At 65.9% G+C, this 23,195-nt stretch carries 16 protein-coding genes; 10 read left to right on the top strand and 6 right to left on the bottom strand.

The genetic code is table 11. The features are described from left to right. Positions 1–6: 6 nt before the first annotated feature. Both BKN51_RS35745 and BKN51_RS35750 read right to left on the bottom strand, forming a co-directional pair. Positions 7–762 (bottom strand): decaprenylphospho-beta-D-erythro-pentofuranosid-2-ulose 2-reductase, encoded by a 756-nt coding sequence (locus BKN51_RS35745; RefSeq protein ID WP_101611798.1) that lies wholly within the window; start codon positions 760–762, stop codon positions 7–9. Further along, positions 759–2,129, bottom strand: a complete 1,371-nt coding sequence (locus BKN51_RS35750) for an FAD-binding protein (protein ID WP_101613656.1) — start codon at positions 2,127–2,129, stop codon at positions 759–761. Before BKN51_RS35750 ends, BKN51_RS35745 begins: the two co-directional genes overlap by 4 nt. Before the next feature lie 101 nt (positions 2,130–2,230). Between BKN51_RS35750 and BKN51_RS35755 the strand changes: the two genes are divergently transcribed. The 3 genes from BKN51_RS35755 (at position 2,231) to BKN51_RS35765 (ending at position 5,770) form a co-directional block, all read left to right on the top strand. Beyond that, positions 2,231–2,728: a GtrA family protein gene (locus BKN51_RS35755; protein WP_101611799.1), complete on the top strand. Its 498-nt coding sequence runs from the start codon at positions 2,231–2,233 to the stop codon at positions 2,726–2,728. A 6-nt stretch (positions 2,729–2,734) separates the two neighbouring features. Continuing rightward, entirely contained in the window at positions 2,735–4,660 is a 1,926-nt protein-coding gene (locus tag BKN51_RS35760; protein WP_101611800.1) for a glycosyltransferase, read from the top strand. Positions 4,661–4,759: 99 nt separating this feature from the next. After that, positions 4,760–5,770, top strand: a complete 1,011-nt coding sequence (locus tag BKN51_RS35765) for an acyl-CoA dehydrogenase family protein (protein WP_101611801.1) — start codon at positions 4,760–4,762, stop codon at positions 5,768–5,770. Here BKN51_RS35765 and BKN51_RS35770 read toward each other — a convergent pair. Then, positions 5,767–6,009, bottom strand: coding sequence for a hypothetical protein (locus tag BKN51_RS35770; RefSeq protein ID WP_101611802.1), 243 nt, complete (start codon positions 6,007–6,009; stop codon positions 5,767–5,769). The two genes, BKN51_RS35765 and BKN51_RS35770, sit on opposite strands and share 4 nt — an antisense overlap. Positions 6,010–6,123: 114 nt before the next feature. Between BKN51_RS35770 and BKN51_RS35775 the strand changes: the two genes are divergently transcribed. The 4 genes from BKN51_RS35775 (at position 6,124) to BKN51_RS35790 (ending at position 9,567) form a co-directional block, all read left to right on the top strand. Next, complete coding sequence (locus BKN51_RS35775; RefSeq protein ID WP_168214464.1) at positions 6,124–6,888, top strand: ESX secretion-associated protein EspG; 765 nt, start codon at positions 6,124–6,126, stop codon at positions 6,886–6,888. Between the two features lie 154 nt (positions 6,889–7,042). Then, the gene (locus tag BKN51_RS35780) at positions 7,043–7,519 is read left to right on the top strand and encodes a hypothetical protein (RefSeq protein WP_233223064.1); all 477 of its coding nucleotides are present in this window, start codon (positions 7,043–7,045) and stop codon (positions 7,517–7,519) included. 5 nt (positions 7,520–7,524) lie between these two features. Next, entirely contained in the window at positions 7,525–8,073 is a 549-nt protein-coding gene (locus tag BKN51_RS35785; protein ID WP_101611805.1) for a DUF3558 family protein, read from the top strand. Positions 8,074–8,085: 12 nt separating this feature from the next. After that, complete coding sequence (locus tag BKN51_RS35790) at positions 8,086–9,567, top strand: hypothetical protein (protein ID WP_101611806.1); 1,482 nt, start codon at positions 8,086–8,088, stop codon at positions 9,565–9,567. Between the two features lie 87 nt (positions 9,568–9,654). Here BKN51_RS35790 and glfT1 read toward each other — a convergent pair whose 3' ends face one another. Genes glfT1 through wzm form a run of 3 tightly spaced genes read right to left on the bottom strand, consistent with a single transcriptional unit; the run spans position 9,655 to position 12,341 of the window. Then, positions 9,655–10,563, bottom strand: a complete 909-nt coding sequence (gene glfT1, locus BKN51_RS35795) for a galactofuranosyltransferase GlfT1 (protein WP_101611807.1) — start codon at positions 10,561–10,563, stop codon at positions 9,655–9,657. After that, a complete protein-coding gene (gene wzt, locus BKN51_RS35800) occupies positions 10,560–11,384 on the bottom strand; it encodes a galactan export ABC transporter ATP-binding subunit Wzt/RfbE (RefSeq protein ID WP_101611808.1) in 825 nt (274 codons plus the stop codon). The genes glfT1 and wzt overlap by 4 nt, the downstream gene beginning before the upstream one ends. 3 nt (positions 11,385–11,387) lie before the next feature. Further along, positions 11,388–12,341, bottom strand: coding sequence for a galactan export ABC transporter permease subunit Wzm/RfbD (gene wzm / locus BKN51_RS35805; RefSeq protein ID WP_168214465.1), 954 nt, complete (start codon positions 12,339–12,341; stop codon positions 11,388–11,390). 123 nt (positions 12,342–12,464) lie between these two features. Here wzm and BKN51_RS35810 point away from each other — a divergent pair, with 123 nt between their 5' ends. The 3 genes from BKN51_RS35810 to BKN51_RS35820 all read left to right on the top strand — a co-directional run bounded on the left by BKN51_RS35810 (position 12,465) and on the right by BKN51_RS35820 (position 23,190). Continuing rightward, complete coding sequence (locus tag BKN51_RS35810) at positions 12,465–13,688, top strand: polysaccharide pyruvyl transferase family protein (RefSeq protein WP_233223109.1); 1,224 nt, start codon at positions 12,465–12,467, stop codon at positions 13,686–13,688. 153 nt (positions 13,689–13,841) lie between these two features. Beyond that, the gene (locus tag BKN51_RS35815; protein WP_146044306.1) at positions 13,842–22,676 is read left to right on the top strand and encodes a LamG-like jellyroll fold domain-containing protein; all 8,835 of its coding nucleotides are present in this window, start codon (positions 13,842–13,844) and stop codon (positions 22,674–22,676) included. Continuing rightward, positions 22,669–23,190: an SMI1/KNR4 family protein gene (locus BKN51_RS35820; protein ID WP_158255746.1), complete on the top strand. Its 522-nt coding sequence runs from the start codon at positions 22,669–22,671 to the stop codon at positions 23,188–23,190. The genes BKN51_RS35815 and BKN51_RS35820 overlap by 8 nt, the downstream gene beginning before the upstream one ends. Positions 23,191–23,195: the final 5 nt, after the last annotated feature.

The raw sequence follows: 23,195 nt of genomic DNA on the forward strand, positions 1-23,195 counted from the left end.
CGTTCCCTAGATCGGCAGTTTCCGGAAGATCGGCCGGGGGATGTGCCGCAGGGCGGACATGACCAGGCGGAACGGCGCGGGCGACCACACCAGTTCCTTGCCCGCGCGCGAGGCGTTGACCGCGGTCTCGGCGACCTGTGCGGCGTCCACCGTCAGCGGGGCGTCCTTGAGGCCTTCGGTCATCTTGGTCCGGACCTGGCCGGAGCGGACGACGGTGATCTGCACGCCGAACTCGGACAGGGCCTCGCCGAGGCCGAGGTAGAAGCCGTCGAAACCGGCCTTGGAGGAGCCGTAGACGAAGTTCGAGCGGCGGACACGCTCACCGGCGACCGACGACAGCGCGATGACCTTGCCGTGGCCCTGCTTCTTGAGCTTGTTCGACAGCGCGACACCCACCGACACCGCGGCCGAGTAGTTCACGGTCGCGGCCTCGACGGCCTTCGCGTGGTCCTGCCACAGCTCTTCCTGGTCGCCGAGCAGGCCGAACGCGACGACGGTGACGTCGATGTCGCCGCCCTCGAAGGCCTTGTCCAGCACGGCCGGGTGCGAGGCCATGTCCTTGGCGTCGAAATCCACAGTGGATACTTCGGCGCCCTTGTCCTTGAGGCGCTGGGCCGCCGCGTCGAGCCGCGACGACTGACGTCCGGCCAGCACGACCCGGAGGGGGCGCTCGGCCAGGTACTTCTCCGCGATCGCGAGCGCGATGTCGGAGGTACCGCCGAGCAGGAGCAGGGACTGGGGGTTGCCCACAGCGTCGATCACAGTTCCAACCTTCGGGACATGTCAGAGGCGAAAACGCCTTCGGGGTCAACGGAAGCGCGGACCTTGCGCCATTCCTCGAGCCGCGGGTACATCTTCGCGAAGTTCTCCGCGGAGGTCCGCGAGTCCTTCGCCGTGTACAGGCGCCCGCCGATGGCGAGCACGTCTTCGTCGAGTTCCTGGCAGAACCGGCTCAGCCCGGCCTTGATCGGGAAGTCGAGGCAGACCATCCAGCCGGGGTGCGGGAACGACAGCGGCGCCGCGTTGCCCTCGCCCATCTGCTTGAACACGTTGAGGAACGACACGTGGCCGGAGTCCGCGACCTTCTGGATGATGCGGCGCAGCGGTTCGTGCGCGTTCAGCGGCGTGCTGAACTGGTACTGCAGGAAGCCGTTGGTGCCGTACGCGCGGTTCCACTCGCCGAACAGGTCCAGCGGGTGATAGAACGCCGTCAGGCTCTGGATCTGGTCGCGCGCGTTCTTCGCGGTCTTGCGGTAGTACAGCTCGCCGACCATGGAGAACGACAGCTTGTTCGCCAGCCCGTTCGGGAACACGTCCGGCAGGGTCGCGAGGGTGCCCGGGTTGAACCTGAGCGGGTCGGCCCGCAGCTTGGGCGGCAGTTCGTCGAGCTTGGCGAGCGAACCGCGCTGGAAGGCGGCGCGGCCGAGCTTCGCACCTCGCGAGATCGAGTCGAACCAGCCGGACGAGTACGTGTAGTTGTCCTCGGAGCCGTCGGTGACCAGCGCGAGGGTCTCGTCGAGGTTCGCGGTGCGCTGGATGTCGGCCTTGAAGTAGGCCGTCTCCGTCTTCGTCATCTGGATCTTGGCCCGGACGATGATCCCGGTCAGGCCGATGCCGGCGACGGTCGCCCAGAAGAGCTCCGAGTCCGGGCCCTCCGGGGTGAGCGTGCGCACCTGGCCGTCCGCGGTGACGAGGTCCAGCGAAACGACGTGGTTGCCGAAGCTGCCCGCCGAGTGGTGGTTCTTGCCGTGGATGTCGTTCGCGATCGCGCCGCCGATGGTCACCTGGCGCGTGCCCGGCAGCACCGGGACCCACAGGCCGTACGGGAGGCCCTCGCGCATCAGCTTGTCGAGGCTGACGCCCGCGTCGAGGTCCACGATCCCGGAGTCCGGGTCGATCGAGTGGATGCGGTCCAGCGCGGTCATGTCGATGACCAGGCCGCCCGCGTTCTGCGCGGGGTCTCCGTACGACCGGCCGAGACCGCGCGCGATGACCCCGCGTTCCCCGGCCTGCGTCACCGCGCGGGCGATGGTCTCCACGTCGGGGGTGCTCAGGACGTCCGCGATACTCGGCGACGTCCTTGCCCAGCCCATGAGCGACTGCCGCTGTGTCTTGGGTGCTTGGGTCACGCCGACCAGGGTAACCACGCCGAACACTGCCCGGAACGTGACCCTGAAGTGCTCGCTTCTACACTTTGGGCACCAGCCCCAGCAGTTTATGAGGTAGAGCAGTGGTGGCGACCGACCCGCAAGCCGGTTCGACGGCGGCAGCGCCGTCCTCTCCTGGGCTGCTCGGGCAGCTCATCCGCTTCGCGCTCGTCGGCGGCTTCTGCGCCTTGGTCGATTTCGGCGTCTACCAGGGGCTCCGTGCCCTGGGAATGGACGCGACGCCGTGGGTGGACGTCGCCCGCGCGTTCAGTTTCATCGTGGGCACCACGACAGCCTTCTTCCTGAACCGCAAGTTCACCTTCGCCGGTGGACGCCAGGAAGGCGCACGTCAGATCGGTAGCTTCGTACTCCTGTACGCCGTGACTTTCCTCGTCGCCGTCGGCGTCAACCGCACGATGCTGCACGTCCTGCCGGAGTCGGCCTGGAAGGCCACTTTCGGTTGGGTCGTTTCGCAGGCAACCGCGACCGTGATCAATTTCGTCATGCTCAAGTGGGTCGTTTTCCGTGAGCCCCGCAGCACCGCCACCAGCCCGGTCTTGACAAGCACAGAGGAGAACTGAGGATTCATGCCCGGTAAAGCCGCCGTCACCGGAGAGGCCCCGAGCGCCATGGTGAGCACTATCGACGACACCCGCTTCGCGGAACGCACCCCGCAGGGCCGTCTCACCGCGCAGCGCGGGCTCTACGCCGGCCCGGCCCCCATCGTCAGCAAGGACCTCTACGCCGAGCTCGAATGGGGCAGTGCCGTGCGCGAACGCGCGGGCATCGCCATCGAGCCGGCGTCGAAGGTGTCCGGCAACACCTATTTCGGGCGCTTCCCCGCGAGCTACTGGCAGCGCTGGACCGACGTGACCGAGGTCGCGGTCGAGGCCGTCGTCACCGGTGACGGGCAGCTGTCCGTCGGTGCTTCCGACATCGAGGGCGACTCTCGCGTCGTCGCCGCCGAGATCGTCGCGGGCGCGAAGCAGAAGAAGGTGACGCTCACCGCGAAGCTCGACAAGTTCTACGACGGTGGCGCGCTCTGGCTCGACCTCGAGACCGAGGGCGGCCAGTCGCTGCGTGTCGAGAACGTCCGCTGGACGGTCGAAGCGCCGGAGAAGATCCGCCCGACCGCGGTGACGATCTGCACGATGAACCGCGCCGACGACTGCCTGTCGAACCTGCAGGCGCTCGCCGCCGACGTCTCCTCGCTGGAGACGCTCGACGCGATCTACGTCGCCGACCAGGGCACCGACCTCGTCGAGTCGCGCGACGGCTTCGAGCAGGTCGCGAAGGACCTCGGCGACAAGCTGCACTACATCAAGCAGCCGAACCTCGGCGGCGCCGGCGGGTTCACCCGCGGCCTCTACGAGGTCGCCGGGCACACCGAGACCGAGCACGCGAACGTCCTGTTCATGGACGACGACGTGCTGCTCGAGCCGGACCTGGTGATCCGGATGACCGCGTTCTCCAACCGCACGGTCAACCCGGTCATCGTCGGCGGGCAGATGCTGAACCTGCTGCACCCGAACCAGCTGCACGTCGGCGCCGAATACGCCCGGCTGAACACGCTGGAGCCCGGCCAGCCGGTCACGCACTCGCTCTCGACCGCCGACCTGCTCGGCGTCGACGAGGAGACCCTCAAGCCGAACCGCCAGGAACGCCGCCTCGACGCCGGGTACAACGGCTGGTGGTCGTGCCTGATCCCGTACGAGGTCGTCAAGGCCACGGGCTACCCGCTGCCGTTCTTCTTCCAGTGGGACGACGCGGAGTACAGCTACCGCGCCCGCGCGCACGGCTTCCCCACGGTCACCCTTCCGGGCGCCGGCGTCTGGCACGCCGACTTCCACTGGAAGGACTGGGACGAGTGGCACCGCTACTTCAACCTGCGGAACTCGATCATCACCGCCGCGCTGCACTCGCCGTTCAACCTGAACCTGCTCTCGCGCGTGCTCATCGCGCAGCTGGTCCGGTACCTGCTCGGCATGCAGTACGGCCTGTCCGCCACGCTGATCAAGGCCGTCGAGGACTTCCTCGAGGGGCCGGAGGTCCTGCGTGACGGCGGCGTCGCCGCGATGAAGGAGATCCGCCGGATCCGCGACGAGTACCCCGAGACCAAGCGGCACAAGGCCACCGACGTCCCGGGCATCGCGTCGAACGACATCGGCATCATCAACAGCGCGCCGCGGCCCAGCATGCAGCGCCTGGTGCTGATCAAGCGCGTCCTCGACCGGGTGCTCGGCCGCAGCCGCCACTCGCTCGGCGCGATCCCGATCGACGAGGCCCACTGGTGGCACGTCGCGACCTTCGACACGGCCGTCGTCACCGACGCTTCGCAGGAAGGCGTGCGGGTCCGCTCGTACGACCGCGCGAAGATGTTCGACCTGGCCCGTAAGGGCGCGAAGGTCATCCAGCGGCTTCGCAAGGAAGGCGGGGCGGTGCAGGAGCAGTACAAGCGCTCCATGCCCGAGCTGACCTCGCGGGACAACTGGAAGCGCCTGTACGAGCTGTAAGAAGTGCTATGAAAGGCCCGTTACTTGCAAATTTTGCAAGTAACGGGCCTTTCATTGCGTTCGGGACCCTCACAGTGCGAGTTAGGGTAGCCTTACTTCATGACGGATCTGGCCGCTAGAGCCCGCACCCTCGCCGACGAACTCCTCTTCCCCGCAGCCGCCGAAGTCGACCTCAAGGGCGAAGTCCCCATAAGTCACTTCGACGCTCTCGCGGCCGAAGGCTTCTACGGCCTCGCCGCCCCCAAGGAGACCGGCGGCCCGGGCCTCGACCTCCCGGTGATGATCCAGATCCTCGAAGCCATGGCGGGCGGCTGCCTCAGCACGATGTTCACCTGGGTCCAGCATCACGGCCTGGTCGCCGGGCTGTCCCTCACCGACCGCGCGGACCTGCGCGAGCGCTACCTCCCGGCGCTGATCAGCGGCGAGCTCAAGGCGGGCGCCTCGTTCGCCGCGGTGATCCCGACCCCGCCGAGGCTGCGCGCGGAACGTGTCGAGGGCGGGTACCTCCTCGACGGCGAGGCCCCGTTCGTCAGCGGTTGGGGCATCATCGACCTGCTCCAGCTCTGCGCCCGGGACGGCGACACGATCGTCAGCGCGATCATCGACCCGGTGGCGGGGGAGCAGCTGGCGGTCCAGCCGCTCGACCTCGTCGCGGCGCAGGGCACGTCCACCGTGCATCTCGGCTTCACCCGCTACTTCCTCGCCGACGACCGGGTCTACGGCAAGGTCCCGTACGCCGACTTCATCGCGGGCAACACCTTCGTCTCGCGCCTCAACGGCTGCGCGCCGCTGGGGCTGGCCGCCCGGGCCGCGCGGCTGCTCGAAGACCTCGGGAAGGCCGACGTCGCCGCCGGGATCAGGGCCGAGATCGACACCGTCCGCGCACGGCTCGACGCGAGTCTCGCCGATCCGCCGTCACTGCCCGCGGCCCGGGCGGCGGGCGCGGAGCTCGCGTTCCGGGCCGCGGGCGCGCTCGTCGCGGCCAACGGCAGCACGTCGGTACTCGCCGGACGACACCCCCAGCGGCTCGTCCGGGAAGCCACCTTCTTGCTGGTCGCCGCCAGCCGTCCGGAGATCAAGGCGGGACTGCTGGACCTCTTCTCCCGTTAGTGCAGGCCGAACACCCGGGTCTTGCGGTTCAGGTCGTCGATGTAGGCGGCGGCGACGTGGGTGAAGTTGATCGCCACCTCGGAGTCGTCCCTGGTCTGGATCGTCTGGACCGAACCGGTGCGGACGAAATGCGAAAGGTCCTTGGTCAGCCGTTCGGTTTCTTCCGCCGTGAGCGCGAAGAGGAGCGGCTCCCCGCCGGCGACGAGGTGGAGGACGAGCGCGGGTTTCTGGTCTGCCATGAACCCATGGCACCAGCCTTGATCACGGCCGGGCAAGCGGGTTCGCTGCGGGCGTACCGGGTGCGTGGACTACGTTCAACCCGACGAACAAGACACCCGCGGGGGGAAATGGCGATGCCGCATTCGTTTTCGTTGTCGCTGGCGGCGGTGGACATCCTGCTCGAACACGGGCGGTTCGGCCCGGCGCCGGTCCCGTTCGACGTCCCGCACATCGGCACCACGACCGACCAGCGCGCGATGGTGCGCGAGGCCGTCTTCCGCGATCTCGAAGGCCGAGGCCTGATGCGCGGCGGCAGGCTCGACGCCGACGTCGAACTCACGCTCGCCACGTTCGTCAACCCGCAGCTCGCCGTCTGGGCGGTCGCGCAGATGGACAAGGACAAGCAGCTGTTCGCGCGGGCCGCGACGAACGGCCAGTTCGCGGTCGTCGCGCGTCAGGAAGAGAACCTGCTCGTCTTCGAGGAGACCAGGCCGACCGCGATCGTCGCGTCGATCGTCGACCTGCTGCCACTCACCCCGGCGGGCCCCGGTCAGTCCGTCACCATCGCGAAGCCGGTCAGCGTGCCGAAGCGCCCCCGCAACGACGACGCTTACGACCCTTTCGCCGGTGTGAGCGGACCTCGTGCGCACGGGTCGAACCCGCAGCAGCGGCAGGTGGAGCGGATCTTCGAGAAGGCGAAGACGCGCGTCGGCCAGTTCAGCGTGTTCATCCGCGGCGGGAGCGTGTTCCCGCCGCTGGCCTGGTTCGACACCGAAGCGGGCCGGTTCATGATGACCTCGCGGCAGGCGGCCGACGGGCAAAGCTGGCTGACCTACGCTCCCGCCGACAACGCGAGGATCGCGCAGCAGCTGTACGCCCAGCTCGAAGGCCAGTTCTGAACCGTCGGGAACCGGGTCGGCGCCCGTTTCGTCACAGTTCCGGCGCGGTCTTCGGTGATCGGCGAATAGGCTCGATCCTCGTTGCGCTGAGTGTTCGGCTAGTAGACTGCCGGGCGGTACGCACGGGCGAGCAGACGATGCAGTGGGGCGGACGATGGCTTTCGAAGCGGACGGCGGACAGGCGGCACCGGACTACTCGATCGGCGCCGCCATGGGAGCGGCAGCCGGTTATGTGGCCAAGGGCGGCCTGAACCAGGAGGCGATCGCCAAGGTCAGCGCCGAAACCCAGAAGCTGGTCTCGGCCGCCAAGAGCGGTGGCTTCAAGATCAGCGAAGAGGGTGTCAAGCCGCTTCGCGAGGCTCTGGCGAACATGTCGGAGGAACTCAGCGCGCTGAAGATCAAGACCATGGCGCTGAACGACGCGCCGCAGCTGGGTGGCCACCCGTACGGCAAGGCCGTCGCGGCTCACGACCACAAGGGCGCCGCCCAGTCGGCCAACTCCGCGAGCGCGGTCATCGGGCAGTTCGAGCAGGTGGTCAAGGACGCCGACGAGGCGCTGGCCAGGGCCGCCGGACTGTACAAGGGTGTCGAAGAGTCGGCGATCGACGCCACCAAGAAGGTTCAGGCCTGAGGACTATGAAGAAGCTTTGCGTGGTGCCGCTCGCCGCGGCCGCCCTGGTACTGGCCGCGTGCTCCAGCGAGAAGCCGGGGAGCGCCAGTCCCGCGCCGTCAGCCCCGCCCGGGTCGTCGAGCGCGTCCAGCCCCGCGCCCACTTCCGGCGCGGACACCGCGTCGATCGAACCGTGTTCACTCGTCGGCGCGACGGACCTGGCGTCCTATGGGACGTTCAAGCCGCCGACGAGCGAAAACGCGGGCGGAGCCCGGCTCTGCACGCTGAACAAGGAGGCGGCGACAGCCTCGGAAACCCTCTCGATCGGTATCGGCGTCCGTGACACACAGGGTCTCGACACGGTGAGCGACGCCGGCACCGGCAAGACCACCGGCAACGTCAACGGGCGCAAGGCGATTCTCGCGCCCAGGCCCCCGGCGGGGTGCTTGATGGCGCTCGAACTCGGCGCGTCGGCGCGGGTCGACGTCTTGGTCGCGGCCGACGACGCAGAGAAGGCCTGCGGGATCGCCGAGAAGGTCGCCGACATCGTCGAACCGAAGCTTCCGAAGAGCTAAGGGGGAATCAGGATGACCACGAAGACACCGAACCTGAGCGAAAAGCAGGTCTCCGACCTTTCGCCCGCGGCACGCGACGCGTACTTCCAGCAGAAGGCCCAGGAGGGCGTCGATCCCAGTGACGGCTGGCTGTTCGGCGCGGTCAAGCAGTTCATGGCCTCCGGGAAGGCGCACCAGCAGTCCCAGGAGGTTGGCGACAAGAACGTCGACCAGCTGACCAAGAACGGCGAAGTCCAGTACGTCGAGGGGCTGGAGCCGTCGAACGCGGACTACCAGGGTTACGACCACGAGAAGCTCGAACAGTTCGTCAAGAGCGACTTGAACGTCGAGCAGGTCACCGAGGTCTCCACGGCGTACCACGACCTGCACAAGGCGTTCAACACCTTCTCGACGACGATGGACAAGGCCGTCACGGCGTCCCAGGGCACCTGGGAAGGCGACGCGGCGGGCAACGCGCAGGGCTACTTCAAGAGCCTCAGCAAGTGGTCCGAGACGAACTCCCAGAACGCGAAGCTCGCGTCCGAGACGATCTACGACCAGGGCACCGCGGCTTCCCACGTGAAGAACGTGATGCCCACGCCGATCCCCTTCAACTGGAAGGACGAGGTCGGCGGCTGGATGACGTCGAACCCGTTCAACCTCGGCGACAACATCGACAAGTCCATCCAGAAGCAGAAGGACAGCCAGGACGCGCACACCGAGGCGGCCTCCGCCATGCACGCCTACGACAAGTCCCTGTACGAGGCCGCGTCGAAGCAGCCGGCGTTCGCCGAGCCGCCGAAGTTCGGCGTGGGCGGCGGGGACAGTGAGACCCCGGGGGACAGGCACCTGCGCTACGACGTGCCCCCGGGATCGAACCAGCCCGGCCCCGGCAATCCCGGCAACACCTACATTCCGCCCGGTAACAACGGCGGCGGTGGTGGCGGGGGCGGCGGTGGCGGCGGCGGCTCGATCATCCCGCCGGGCTCCGGCAACCTCCCGGGCCCCGGATCGAGTACGGGGTCCGGCAGCATCCCCTCGGGCACGACGCCGTCCGGCCTGCAGGGCGGTCCGGCGCCGATCACCACGCCGGGTCCCAACTCGAACATGAACTCGATGCCGATGAGCCCCATGCCGATGGCGCCCATGATGGGCGGCGGGATGGGCGACTCCGAGTACAACGGCCGGAACAGCCGCGGCGGCGGTGGCGGCAGCGGGTTCGGCCCCGGCAGCGGCGCGGGCTCCACGCCCGGTTCGGGTTCCGCGTCCGGCGCGGCCCGCCCCGGCGGTGTCGGCGCGGCCGAAGCGGCGGCGGGACGCGGTATGGGCGGTCTCGGCGGTGGCGCCGGCGGCCGCGGCGGACCGGGTATGGGCGGCGGCATGGGTGGCCGCGGTCAGCAAGCGGACGGGGACGAGGACACCGAGCACCAGCGTCCGACGTACCTCGTCGAGGGCGACCCGGACGAGGTCTTCGGGACCGACATGCGCACCGCGCCGCCGGTCATCGGCGAGTAGCGCCTGCCCCTCCCGTAACGCTATGAAAGGCCCGTTACTTGCAAATTTTGCAAGTAACGGGCCTTTCATAGCATTGGGGGGAGCGGTTCAGAAGCGGAAGAACTTCTCCTTGCGCCCCTGCCGCACCAGCTTGAGCCACTGCAGGAACGCCTTCGGGTCCCGCTTCACACCGACGAAGTACAGCCCGAACCGCACCACTTCGAGCGCGCCGATCTTGCGCATGCCCGGCTGCGACAGCAGGTACCCGCGGTTGCGGTAGGTGTAGTAGCGCTTGACCTCGTTCTCCGGATCCTGCGCGTGGAACCGGCCGCCCAGCATCGGCTTGAACTCGTCCGAGCCGTCCGGGTGCAGGTACGCGGTCTTGAGCGAGGTGCCGAACGGCAGCCCCGAGCGCACCAGGCGCCGGTGCAGTTCGACCTCGTCGCCGCGGAAGAACAGCCGCAGGTCCGGCACGCCGACGACGTCCAAAGTGGACGCGCGGAACAGCGCGCCGTTCATCAGCGAGGCGATGCCGGGCAGGAAGTCGACGCCCAGCTCCGACGACGAACGCTTCCAGGTCAGCCCGCGCCGCAACGGGAACGCGAGCTTGTCCGGCGCGTCGATGTTGGACACCACCGGCGAGATCTCGGCCAGATTCCGCTTTTCGGCCTCGTCCAGCAGGATCGCGAGGACGTTCTCGTCGGCGGGGCGGCCGTCGTCGTCGGCCAGCCAGATCCAGTCCGCGCCCAGCGAAAGCGCGTGCAGCATGCCGAGCGCGAACCCGCCCGCGCCGCCGAGATTGCGGTGCGAAGGCAGGTACGTGAAGGGGAGCGGGTAGTCCTCGACGATGTCCCGCGCCGACTGGTCCGGCCCGTTGTCGACCACCACGAGGTGGTCGATGGGCCGGGTCTGCGCGGCGATCACCTTGAGCGAGTCCGAGAGCAGTTCCCGCCGATGGCGCGTGACGACGACGCCGACGACGGCGCCTTCGGGCAACTGCCTGGTCTCGCTGGTCATCCCTGGCCGCCGTTCGTCGTCGAGACGGGCTCGGGTGCGACGCCGAACCGCTCCAGGGTCTCCTGGCTCATGTTCTCGAACGGGTCGCGGCCCTTGTAGCCGGTGAGCACCTCGCGCAGCGAACCGCGCTGCTTGACGTGCCCCTCGTCCATCCAGATGGCGGAGTCGCAGAGCTCGAAGAGGAACTCGTCCGAGTGGCTGGCGAACACCAGGATGCCGGACCGCTTCACCAGGTCCTTCAGCCGGTCCTTGGCCTTGTTGAGGAACGCCGCGTCGACCGCGCCGATGCCCTCGTCGAGGATCAGGATCTCCGGGTCGATGGAGGTGACCACGCCCAGTGCCAGCCGCACGCGCATACCCGTGGAGTACGTCCGCAGCGGCATCTGGAGGTAGTCGCCGAGTTCGGTGAAGTCCGCGATGTCGTCGACGCGTGCTTCCATCTGCTTCGCGGTCATCCCGAGGAACAGGCCGCGGACGATGATGTTCTCCAGCCCGGAGATCTCCGGGTCCATGCCGATGCCGAGGTCGAAGACCGGCGCGATCTTGCCGGAGATCTTCGCCGAACCGCGCGTGGGCTCGTAGATCCCGGACAGCAGCCGCAGCAGGGTCGACTTCCCGGCCCCGTTGTGGCCGACCAGGCCGACGCGGTCGCCTTGTTTCAGCGAGAGCGTCACGTCGTGGAGGGCTTCGATGATCGGCACCTTGCTCTCGGTGCCGATCTTGCCGCCGACCTTGCCCAGTACTCGCTTCTTCAGCGAGCGGGTCTTCGCGTCGAAGATCGGGAAGTCGACGAAGGCGTTGTGCACATCAATGCTGACCACTTGTCACACCCAATAAGAGACGCGGGAACGGTAATTACGCATCGCGACCAGCGCGAGACCCCAGCCGATGACGGTGATGCCACCGACGATCACCCAGCTGTAGGGGCTGACGGCCTGCCCGATCATCGGCGCGCGCACGATCTGGATGAAATGGAACAACGGGTTGCCGTGGACGAACGGCAGTGCCCACGAGGTGTCGACCCGCGCGCCGCCCTTCATCAGCTGGTCGATCGGCCACACGATCGGCGTCATGTAGAACAGCAGCTGGATGATCGAGTTGATCACCTGCGGGATGTCGCGGTACCGCGTCGAGATGATGCCGAGCAGCAGGGTGACCCAGCCGGCGTTCAAGGCGAGCAGGAAGAAACCGGGGATCGCGGTGAGCGAGTACCAGCCGATACCCGGGTGGCAGATGCCGGAGAAGCCTTCGTTGCAGTTGCCGGTGTTCAGCGAGTACTGGTGGTTCAGCGCGGTGAAGAAGACCGCGATCACGATCACGTAGACGATCAGGTTGTGCACCAGCATCAGGGTCTGGCGCCACACCGTCCGCAGTACATAGACCGACAGCGGCGCCGGGAGCTGTTTGATCAGCCCCTCGTTGGAGATGAAGGTCTCCATGCCCTCGGACAGGCAGCCGCTGATGAAGCCCCAGATGATGAACCCGGTGCTGATGTAGGGCAGGAACGTCGCCGTCGGCATGTGGAACAACTGCGAGTACAGGAGTCCGAGGCCGAGCGCGATGACGCCCTGGCTGATGGTGATCCAGAACGGACCGATCACCGAGCGGCGATAGCGCTGTTTGATGTCCTGCCAGCCGAGGTGTCCCCACAGCTCCTTGGCGGCGAACCCGGTCTTGATGTCGGCGAACGCGCGCGCGAAGGTCTTGCTGTCCGAAATCGGCGGAACCGAGGTCGGAGCAGCACTGTCGGCCGCGTGAACCGTGCTGGTGGCATGCACGGGAACGAGGGTACCGATGGGGCCGACGCTGCCGGGGCCGCCCCGGCCGGAGCGGGTTTCGCGCTCCCACTCCGGTAACGGTGTGTGCGGCGTTACGATGCACGAATGCCGGTCCCCGACAGAATGGCTTCAGACTCGAAGCCTGTCCTGCGCGCACTGTATTACCTGGTCGCGCCGGTCGGTCACCCGAACTATGGTGACGAGCTCATTACCGCGAGCTGGCTCCGGTATTTGGCCGAAGTGGCTCCTGACGCGGATGTGTGGGTGGACACCCACTCGCCGGGTCCTGCCGCCGTACTTCTTGACGGGCTGCATCCACGTGCGAAGTTCACGGACACCCTGTGGCGGTTGTGCTGGGAGGCCCCCTCCGAGGACCCCTGGCAGGCTGCGGCTTGGGTTCGGGAAGCCATCTACAACCCCGGCATGATGCCCAGGCTGCATCACGGGATCGAGTTGCTCGCGACGGTCGATGTGATTCACGTCGTCGGTGGCGGCTACATCAACAAGCTCTGGCCCAAGCAGATCGGGCTCCTGGCCGGTGCGTCCGCCGCCGCCGAGCGTTCCGGAGGCCGGGCGGCCATGACAGGACAGGGGCTGCTGCCCGCCTGCGACGACGTCGCGCCCTTGCTGCGCGCGCTCGCCGACCGGTTCGAGATCGTGGAAGTCCGCGACGACGCCTCGGCGGCCTTGCTGGACGTGCCGGTGGGGCTCGACGACGCGTTCATCGGCATCGGTCCGCACCTCTACGAGGAGGCCGAGGAGCTGCCTGAGGTCATGCTCTGCCTCCAGTCCGATCTGGTGGAGGTCGGGGTCGGCAAGCTGGCGGGCGCGGTGCTGTCGATGCTGCGCTCCTGGAAGATCCCGCCCGAAAGGATCGGCGTCATCGAGGGTGTGCCCCGAGTCGATCGCGAGGTTTTCGCGCTCCTCGAGCGAGAACTGCCCGGCGCCCGGTTCTACCCGTTTTCGCACATCTGGACGCACGGGCTGCCGGTTTCGCCCGAACAGACCTGGATCTCCACACGCTTCCACCTGCACATGCTGGCCGCGGCGGCGGGCGCCTCGGGTGTCGCGGTCTCGATCCACCCTGATTACTACGCGACGAAGCATCGTTCCCTTGCCGCGCTCGGGTCCAACTGGACCCTGCTGGAGGACCTGAGCCAGGTGCCGGATCGGCCGAAGGCAGGCGGATACGCGCCCGACGCGTTGGCAGGCTTCAAGAAGGCGAAACGAGATCTGGCGAAGACCATCTACGCGCCTGTGGTCCGCCCGGTTCCGGAGCCCGAAGGCCCCCCGGAAGGTCACTCGACGCCCCTGCGGCGGCGGTGGGCTCGGCTGATCCGCAGTTGACCGTTCGGCCACTTGGAGTACATGGGATGTTTCGGGCTGTTACGGCATTCGAGTACTTCGCCGCGCTAACCATTGACTGATCGTTTTACGCCCACTTAACGTTCCGATCGGCGTCGGGGGACGACCGTTCGGGTTTGCTGGGGGTACGTCACTGTGGCGCGTTCACGTGTGGTCAATGCTGCGCGGAACTGGTTGGTTCTCGGCCTGGTACTGGTCATTCTGCTTCCTGTCGCGGGCTCGGCCGTCGAGTACGCCAAGCCTGCCGAGCCTCTGCCTCTGGGCGCGTCGCTCGATTCGCCGGAGCAGAGGCTCGGAGCGGGGCCGGGGTCGGGGAGGGACCAGAGACCGGGCCTTGAGCCCCGCGATACCCCTCGTCCTTCCGGCGCGGTGGCCGATTCGGTCGCCGCGCCGCCTCAACTCAACGGCGTGGTCGACGGCAGGCAGCACGTCAAGCCGGCGGTCGATCAGCGGAGCGAGTTGCCCGCGATCGACCCTAAAGCCGTCGAGCGGCCGCAGGACCGCACCGTGGACACCCAGACGTTCGACAATCCGGACGGCAGTCGCACGCTTCGAGTGCACACCGGGCAGGCCAACGTCCGGGAGACAAACGGTGCCTGGTCCCCGATCGACCTGAACCTGCAAGCTGGCCCGGACGGTCGATGGTCTCCGCGCAAGGCTCCGACCGCCGTCAGTTTCGCGCGATTCGCGAACGCCGAGCAGGTGGCCGCCGTCGGTTTGGACGGCGGCCACACCTTGACCTACGCCCTCCAGGGCGCCACTCCCGCGTCGGCGCGGCCTGCCGCGGACACCGTGACCTATCCCGGTGCCATGCCCGACGTCGACCTGCGCCTATCGGCCACCGACGGCGGGCTCAAGGAAGAACTCGTACTGCACTCTCCGAAAGCGCGGTCGAGCTACGCGTTCACCTTGCACACTGGCGCACTTCGCCCGCAGCTCGTCGGCGGTGAGGTCCAGCTGACCGATCAGTCCGGTGTGGTGCGAGGAGTCATTCCCGCCGGTTTCATGATCGACGACAAGGTCGATCCGGTGACCGGGACCGGTGTCCGGAGTGACGGGGTCCGGTACTCGCTCGCGCCGGCCGGCGCCCAGACTTGGATCCTGCGAGTCGACCTGGACGCGGCTTGGCTGAAGGATCCGAGCCGGGTCTATCCCGTTGTCGTGGACCCGAGCGTCGGGAAGGTCTGGATCAACGACGACACCTACGTCAAGTCCGGTACGACGCAGAACCATTCAGGGAACATCGAACTCGAAGTCGGTTCGTCGAACGGCGGGAGGACGATCTCCCGTTCGTACCTGAAGTTGGAGTCCGTTTCCGCCGCCCTCCGGAACCAGTACATCATCGGGGCGACGCTCGACGTGCTGGCCATTCATTCGTGTCAGACCCGTCCGGTCACCCTTTTCGAGGTCACCCAGGGCTGGGGCAACAACGCCGTATGGCCGGGAGCGGCGGCGGGCCGCGCGCTCGCGACCGTGGATGTGCCGGCCTTGGGCGCGGGATGCGCCGGGCAGCACCTGACCCAGTTCGTCCTGCCGCAGGACATCGCCATCCAGTGGTCGCACGGAACGGCGCTGGGCAACGGTTTCACCATCCGTGCCGCCAACGAAGGCGACAGCGCGGCTTTCAAGCGCTTCGCCTCCGCCAACACCCCTAACAAGCCGTACCTCGACGTTCGCTACGCGCCGGAGGGCGCCGCCTACGAACTCACCGATGTTCTCCTGCCGACCAACACGCGAGAGGGCACGTTCACGGCGAAGGTCACGAACCAGGGGTCTTCCACTTGGGGGGCCGGTGGCGGATACCGGCTGGGTTATCTGGTCAAGCAGAACGGCACGGTGATCAAGACCTCGCAGGGAGTCGCGCCGGGTGTGGATGTGCCGCCGGGTGGCCAGGCGACCATCACGGTGCCGCTGACCGCGTTGGCCCCGGGTGACTACGAACTTCTCCTGACCATGTGGAATCCCGCGAACGAGGACTTTCACGTCGTCTACGAGGTTCCCTATGGTTCAGCTCCGCTGAAGGTCCAGAACACACCGCCAGGGTCCAACTACCAGCAACCTGGAAACGGCGCGACGGTCGAATCCTTGACACCGACCTTGTTCGCTCGGGCCATCGACGACGACAACTGGCCGAACAAGGGGTTCACGTTCCAGTTCCGGATCTGCACCGATGTCGCGCTGACCCAGAACTGCACGGATTCCCCATGGGGGCCCGAAAGCTGGGTGCCGCCAGGAGGCAAGCTCGCCTGGAGCAAGACCTACTACTGGGGGGTCAAGACTCATGACACCGTGAGTCCCTCGCCGAACTGGGTCGGCCCGCTGGCGCTGACCACACGCGTCCCGCAGCCGGAAATCACCTCTCACCTGGCAGGCAGTCCGGACACTGTGAACGGACCGGGTCTCGATCCGCAGATCGGGAACTATTCGACCGCCGTCACCGACGCCAACGTCGCCACCGTCGGCCCGGATCTCACCATCACGAGGACGTACAACAGTCTGGATCCCCGTAGGGACACCGCCTTCGGTGTCGGCTGGGCGTCCCGGCTTGACACACGGCTCGTCCCGAACCGGTCCGCGCAGAACGTCGTCGTCGATGTCCTGCTGACCTATCCGAACGGCAGACAGGCCCGATTCGGCCGGAACCCGGACGGCTCTTTCGCGCCGCCGATGGGCCAGAACGTCGACCTCGTTTATGACAGCGGCACCGGCTACTACACGCTCAGGGATGTCACCGGCAGTCGCTGGCTGTTCGACAACGCGGGCAAGCTGATCCGCATCACCGACCCGGCCGGGCTCACCGAGCATCTCGAGTACGACACCTCAGGCCACGTGACGGCGTTGGTGAACGATGTGTCCGGACGTTCGCTGGGGATCACGTGGACGGGCGCGCACGTCACCAAGGTGCAGACGCCTCCGCCCGCTCCCGGGCAGGATCCGTTGACCTGGACCTACACCTACGACGGCGACACGCTGACCGGTGTCTGCGCGCCCGGTGCGGCACCGAACTGCACGAGCTATGGGCGACTCGCCGGCTCGCACTACCGCAGTTCGGTCATGGACGACGGGCCGCGCGGGTACTGGCGGCTCAACGAGGACAGCGGGCCGACGACGGCCAACGCCGCGGCTCGCACTCCCGGCGCCGACGTGGGCAGGCAGAACGGTCTGGGTTTCGGGGCGGCGGGAGCGCTCGGCGGTACGACCGATACGGCCGCGGTCTTCGACGGCATGGCCAGCCACCTGACGCTGCCGGATGACTTGATCAAAGAGAACATGTCGGTTTCTGCCGAGCTGTGGTTCAAGACCGGAGCGAGCGGAACTCTGCTCAGCTACGCGGACCAGGCCTTTCCCACCACGGCACCCGGCAAATGGCGGCCTTTGCTCTACGTGGGAATCGACGGCCACCTCTACGGCGGACTGTCGGCCCGCAACGTGGCCGGGCCGAGCCAGGTGATCAGCGCGAACCCGGTCAACGACAACGGATGGCATCACGCGGTGCTGACGTCCGAGGTCGATCGTCAGACACTGTACCTCGATGGCGCGGCCATCGGAACGGTCACCGGGCTGATCGATCACGGGACGCTGGGCAAGCTGGTGGTCGGCGGAGGTGTCGGTAAGAACTTCCCCTCGACGAACGGCGGCGATTTCTACTTCAACGGCTCGATCGACGAGGTCGCGCTCTATCAGCACACCTTGAGCCCTTTCGCTGTCGCGCAGCACTTCGGTGCCGCACGGACGATCGATCAGCTCACCAAGATCACCCTTCCTCAGGATGGTCGCGTCTTCGCCGAGATCGGTTACGACGACCGAGCTGACCGGGCGAAGACGCTCACCGATCACGACGGTCGCAAGTGGACACTTGACCTGCCGTCGCGCAATAACGCGGAGCGCACGGTGAATCTGCGCGGCCCTTATCCGGATTGGACCTACAAGTTCGACGCGGATCAGGGCGGTCGCCTCACCTCGACCGTCCACAAGGGGTTCACCAAGCGTTGGGAGTACAACGAAAAGGGCTTCCTGAAGGCCACAGTCGACGAACTCGACAACCGCGTCGAACAGACCACTGACGACCGTGGCAACGTGCTGAGCCGCAAGACTTGCCGGGCGGCCGGGTCGTGCAACACCGCGTATTTCACGTATGTCACCTCTTCGGACCCGTTGGACCCGAAACGTGACAAGGTTGCCACCAGCTCCGACGCGCGCTCGTCGAACGCCACCGACACTCGCTACCGGACGTCATATGCCTATGACACCGCCGGTCGGCTCACGACGACGACGTTTCCGATCCCGGCAGGGCAGGTCGCCGCGCCCAGTGAGGTGAGGACCTACGCCAATGGCACCGAAGCCGCCGAAGGCGGCGGCAAAGTGCCTGCCGGGGTGCTGGTACAAGCCACCGACCGGCGAAATCAGATCGCGAACAACGCTTTCCGGGCGAATGGTGACCTGGCATTCACCAAGGACGTGATGGGACTGGTCACGTCGTACACCTACGACGGCATCGGCCGTCGCCTGTCACAGCAGGAGGGCAACACCGCCGGCGGTGTGTTCGGGATCAGGAACTTCGAGTACACGCCGAGGTCGGAGATCGCCAAGATCACCGCCCCGGCGGTGACGAACACGATCACCGGTGTAACGCACACCCCCGTCACCACCAATGGCTATGACGGGAATGGGAACCTGCTCGAGACGACGGTCTCCGACGCGACGGGCGGAGATGCCGTCCGGAAGACCACATTCGGCTACAACGCCTTCGACCAGCGGGTGAGCATCAACTACCCGGATGGCGGCACGGTCGGATACGAGCGCTCACCCGATCTGCTCAAGGTCGTCACCACCGACGTCCTCGGCACGAAGTGGACCGACCAGTTCGACGATGAGCGCCGCCTGCTGTCGCGGGTGGCCAGTGGTATCGGAGCCGATCCCGCCACTTCGGGGATGGGCAGCTTGCAGGTGGAGAGCCGGAGTTACGACGCTACCGGGCGACTCGAGCGGGTTCAGGACGCGATGAACCGTGCCACCCGGTACGGCTATTACGGCGACGGCCTGCTCGCCACAACGACGCTCGAGGGATATCGACCTCCGTCCGGACCTGCTCGGGACGTCCTGCTCGAGCAGCGTGTCTACGATCCCGCCGGCAATCTGACCCAGCAGGTCACCGCGGGAAACCGTAAGACGGCGACGGTGTACGACCCTGCCGGATTCGCCACCGAGTCCACAGTGGATCCGGACGGGGTGAAACGAAAGACCACATTCGTTCGAGACGGAGCGGGCAATCCCACTCGCACCTCCTCGACCGGTGCGGGCGATTCCTCGCGTATCGAGACGACCGACCTCACCTACGCGCCCAACGGCAGTATCCGCAGACAGGACACGACCGCATCGACGGGACTGATCCTGTCGTCGACCACGGCCTACGACGAACGCGGACTGGCGGTGGCGAGCACCGACAGACGGCAGGTCCAGACTCGCTATACCTACGACGCGACCGGCCAGCCTGTCTCGACGATCAAGCCTGCGGTGGACGTCTGGGTCAACGGCCAGAAGACCGCCAATGTGGAGCTGACCGAATCGCTGGGGCACAACACGTTCGGCGAGGTCACCCAGTCCAAGGACAGCGCCGGGAACGTCACCACGACCGAGCGCGACAACATGGGCAGGGCGACCGCAGGTGTCCTGCCCGCATACACGCCGCCGGGCGGCCAGCCGATCGCTCCGGTGACCCGGACGGTCTATGACCGCGGAGGCAACGCGCTCACGGTCACCGACCACTTGAACCGCACCACCACGAACACCTATGACCCGTATGGTCGCGTGCTCACCTCGACTCTGCCGCAGGTGGGCGACACACCGTCGGTGCTGAAGTCCTCCTACAACGGGAACGGCGAACTACTGAGCAGCACCGATGCCGCCGGTGCTCGCGAGGAGTTCACTTACGACGAGCTCGGCCGGCGGATCACAGCGACGCAAGTCGAACGCTATGGCGGTCAGAACGTTTTCTACACGGCCAGGACCGGATACGACGACGCTGGGAATGTCACCTCTCAAACCACCCCGCAAGGCTTCGTCAGTACGAAGGCTTACAACGGCGCGAACGACCTGATCAGCGAAACCGACGAGACCGGCCGCACGGTGACGTACGGCTATGACAACTCGGGACGGCAGAACAGCGTCACCGATCCGACCGGTTTGGTCAGCACGAGGACCTATGACCTGGCGGGCCGGATGACCGGAACCGCGCAGATCGTCGACGGCCAGCAGCAGCGTTCGTCTTCGTCCAGATACGACGATAACGGGAACTTGCTGCAGTCGGTCTCTCCGGAAGGCCGGACGGTCGACTACGGCTACGACTTCCTCAACCGGCTGGTGAAGCAGGTCGAGAAGGTCGATGCCACGAAGTCCATCACCACCTGGACCGGCTACGACCGGCTGGGCAGCCGTAGCCACTTCGTGGACGGCAAGGGCAATGCGACGGAGTACACCTACAACCCCTGGGGACTGCCGGAATCGGTGATCGAACCCGCTACCACGGGAGCCACCGCGTCCGCCGATCGTTCCTGGACCACGTCATACGACGCTGTCGGACGCGCGACGAAGCTGGTCGCTCCGGGCGGTGTGACCCGTACGAGGGAGTACGACGAACAGGACCGACTGACCGTCGAGCGCGGGACAGGAGCGGAACAGGCGACCACGGACCGCACGTTCGGGTACGACCTGGCGGGCCGTGTCACCAAGGTCGGCAGCCCTGGTGGTGACACGCACTATCGCTACGACGACCGCGACAACCTGCGAACTTCGCAGGGCCCCATGGGGACCAGCACCTACACCTACAACGGCGATGGAACGCTCGCGACGCGTGCCGATGCGGCCGGAACCGCGACGTTCACCTATGACGACGCCGGGCGGCTCTACTCGGCCGCGGACCCCATCACCGGCCGGACGATGGACTACCGATACGACAACGCGGGGCGGCTGTCGCTGACCAAGGACCGCGCTCTGAACGGGCGGATCACTCGCAACATCGGCTACGACAAGCTCGGCAGGCTCGCAGCGGACAATCTGACGCAGTCGACCGAGACCAGTACGCGAGTCCTGTTCGGCGACAGCTATGGGTACGACAAGGACGACAAGGTCACCTCCAAGGCATCGACTCGTCCGGGTGCGCCCGCGGCGAACTCGTACGGCTACGACGGTGTCGGTCGCCTGACTTCGTGGACGGCCGGAACCCAACAGACGACCTATGGCTGGGACGACGCGGGCAACCGATCGTCGGTCAACGGTGCGGCCTACACCTACAACGAGCGAAACCAGCTCTTGTCCGGTGGCGGCGCCGCTTACACCTACACGAAGCGTGGCACTGTCTCCGCGGTGACTCGTGGGAGCACCACGACGACCAGCGGTTTCGACGCCTTCGATCGCCTGGTCGCCCAAGGCGCGACGAACTACAAGTACGACAGCAAGGATCGCGTCCACACTCGCAACAACGTCGCGCTGTCCTACGACGGTCTGTCGAACGAAACCGTCACCGATGGCATGCGCACCGTGTCCCGTCTTCCCGACGGAACCGCGCTGAGCGACAAGGCGGGTGCCGGCGGGAAGCTGCTCTACGCCGACCGGCACGGCGACGTCGTCGGGCGCTACCTCGGCGCTGTCGTCGATGGTCAGCGGACGTTCGATCCGTTCGGCGCGGTGACCGCTTCTTCGGGTGATACCTCGAACCTGGGGTACCAGGGAGACTGGACCAGCCCGGATTCCGGTGACGTCAACATGACCGCGCGCTGGTACTCGCCGGAGCGTGGTGGGTTCCTTTCGCGGGATGACTGGGAACTCGCTCCCGATCCTTCGACAGCGACGAACCGATACACCTACGGCAACGGAGACTCAGTCGGGACCTCCGATCCGAGCGGCCACGGACCCTGGGTCAACTGGTGCGATGGCGCCACGGACAACGGACCTTCTGCGCCGTCAAGGGGAAAACAATCTCGTGGCGGGGTGTTTGCGGACGCCCTCGGCTTCTTCTACTGCAACATGGGCGGCCAAACGATTGGCGGTTGCGGAGATCAAATTCGCGTCAACGGACAGCTTTGTCCGCAGTGGTTCCATGCGTACGCCCAGGGGTACGAGTGGACAGGTGGCAACGAAGAACCTGTTCCTGTCGGTCATTGCAAGTGGCGGGTAGGCGGCTGCCCGAAGCCTTCTACGTATACGGGGACTCCAGGCAAGCCTGGATTCAAGCCAGGAGTGAAACCGAAGCCGGTCAAGCCTGCTCCGCCGCCACCGCCGCCGTGGATCGCCATGGCTCTGACCAAAGCAGTCGAATTGGCAGCCGGTGCGACGGTTGCAGCTGTGACCGAGGCAGTCTCGGCAGTCACGACCACGACAAAAACTATTGATGCCGGCATCGATTTTTTTGAGAAGAGCCTGAAGGTAACCCAGGAGGTTGCTGAAAATTTTTGGACGAACCTGGTCAGGTTTGTCAATGCAGAAGCGTTAATTGAAACAGTGAGTGACCTTACTGGACGTGACGAAGAATGTAGGACCGAAATAGGATACGACGATCTTGACGGACTTGGTCGACCGGTCGGTGGTACGGCGTACCTTTGCCCCGGTGATCTCCATCCCCCTAAAGATAGGCCGAAGGACCCGGTGCCTGGTTGGAAGAAAAAAGATGGTAATGCTCGGACGCACTTGATTGGACGACAGTTTGGCGGTGAATCTGTCAGGGAAAATATTGTTACCTTCAACCATCACTTCGGTAACAGCTGGGCTGGAATGCTGACGTATGAGAAGAAAATTGCTGACGCACTGATTCGAAATGAGGAGGTCTACTATCGAGTTGTTCCATTGTATGATGGTTCCTTGCCGGCACCAGTGGCGATCAATATGTATGCTGTTGGAAGCAAGGGGCTGTGTATCGATGTAACAATTCGAAATGCGAAGTTTTCGGATCAGCTGCAAGGGGCTCGTTGTGCCTAGTTACACGGAATTGTTTGGCAATTCTGTTAGTCGTCCTCAAGTGGTGGATTGGGGTGAGGTGGAGCGCAGACTGGGCACGTCGCTCCCTCTTGACTACAGGGATTTTTGCGAGGAGTTTCCAGCGCTCTACTTCGACTCTCATATAACGATCCTGCATCCAGGTGCAAATAGTATACACGGCAATCTGTTGCAAAAAGGCTGTGGGATTTTGGGGGAGTGGCAGCATATTGAGAAGATGCCCGGGCTTGATCTTCCCTATTCAATCTTTCCATCTTCAGGGGGATTGCTGCCCTGGGGGTACGATGATGACAACGGGCAGTATTTCTGGCGAACGGAAGGCGCTCTAAAAGACTGGACCATTGTCATCTTTGAGAGTTTTCAATGGTGGGAACATGCCGGAGGTTTTTTTGATTTTTGGTCCTCGCTTGTGTTGAGAAAAATTTCTCCCCCTGTTCTTCCGGGTGGGTTCCCATCCAAAGATTACTCGGTTGAGACATTTGATGAACTGGTCTAGATAAT

Origin of the sequence: Amycolatopsis sp. BJA-103 (genome assembly GCF_002849735.1) — a bacterium.
In the GTDB taxonomy this organism is placed as follows: domain Bacteria; phylum Actinomycetota; class Actinomycetes; order Mycobacteriales; family Pseudonocardiaceae; genus Amycolatopsis.

Bases quoted from the DNA above. Each gene is read 5' to 3' on its own strand.
- BKN51_RS35775 (WP_168214464.1), top strand. From the start codon at position 6,124: ATGCCGCATTCGTTTTCGTTGTCGCTGGCGGCGGTGGACATCCTGCTC.
- BKN51_RS35780 (WP_233223064.1), top strand. From the start codon at position 7,043: ATGGCTTTCGAAGCGGACGGCGGACAGGCGGCACCGGACTACTCGATC.
- BKN51_RS35770 (WP_101611802.1), bottom strand. From the start codon at position 6,009: ATGGCAGACCAGAAACCCGCGCTCGTCCTCCACCTCGTCGCCGGCGGG.
- BKN51_RS35785 (WP_101611805.1), top strand. From the start codon at position 7,525: ATGAAGAAGCTTTGCGTGGTGCCGCTCGCCGCGGCCGCCCTGGTACTG.
- BKN51_RS35760 (WP_101611800.1), top strand. From the start codon at position 2,735: ATGCCCGGTAAAGCCGCCGTCACCGGAGAGGCCCCGAGCGCCATGGTG.
- BKN51_RS35810 (WP_233223109.1), top strand. From the start codon at position 12,465: ATGGCTTCAGACTCGAAGCCTGTCCTGCGCGCACTGTATTACCTGGTC.
- BKN51_RS35790 (WP_101611806.1), top strand. From the start codon at position 8,086: ATGACCACGAAGACACCGAACCTGAGCGAAAAGCAGGTCTCCGACCTT.
- glfT1 (WP_101611807.1), bottom strand. From the start codon at position 10,563: ATGACCAGCGAGACCAGGCAGTTGCCCGAAGGCGCCGTCGTCGGCGTC.
- BKN51_RS35765 (WP_101611801.1), top strand. From the start codon at position 4,760: ATGACGGATCTGGCCGCTAGAGCCCGCACCCTCGCCGACGAACTCCTC.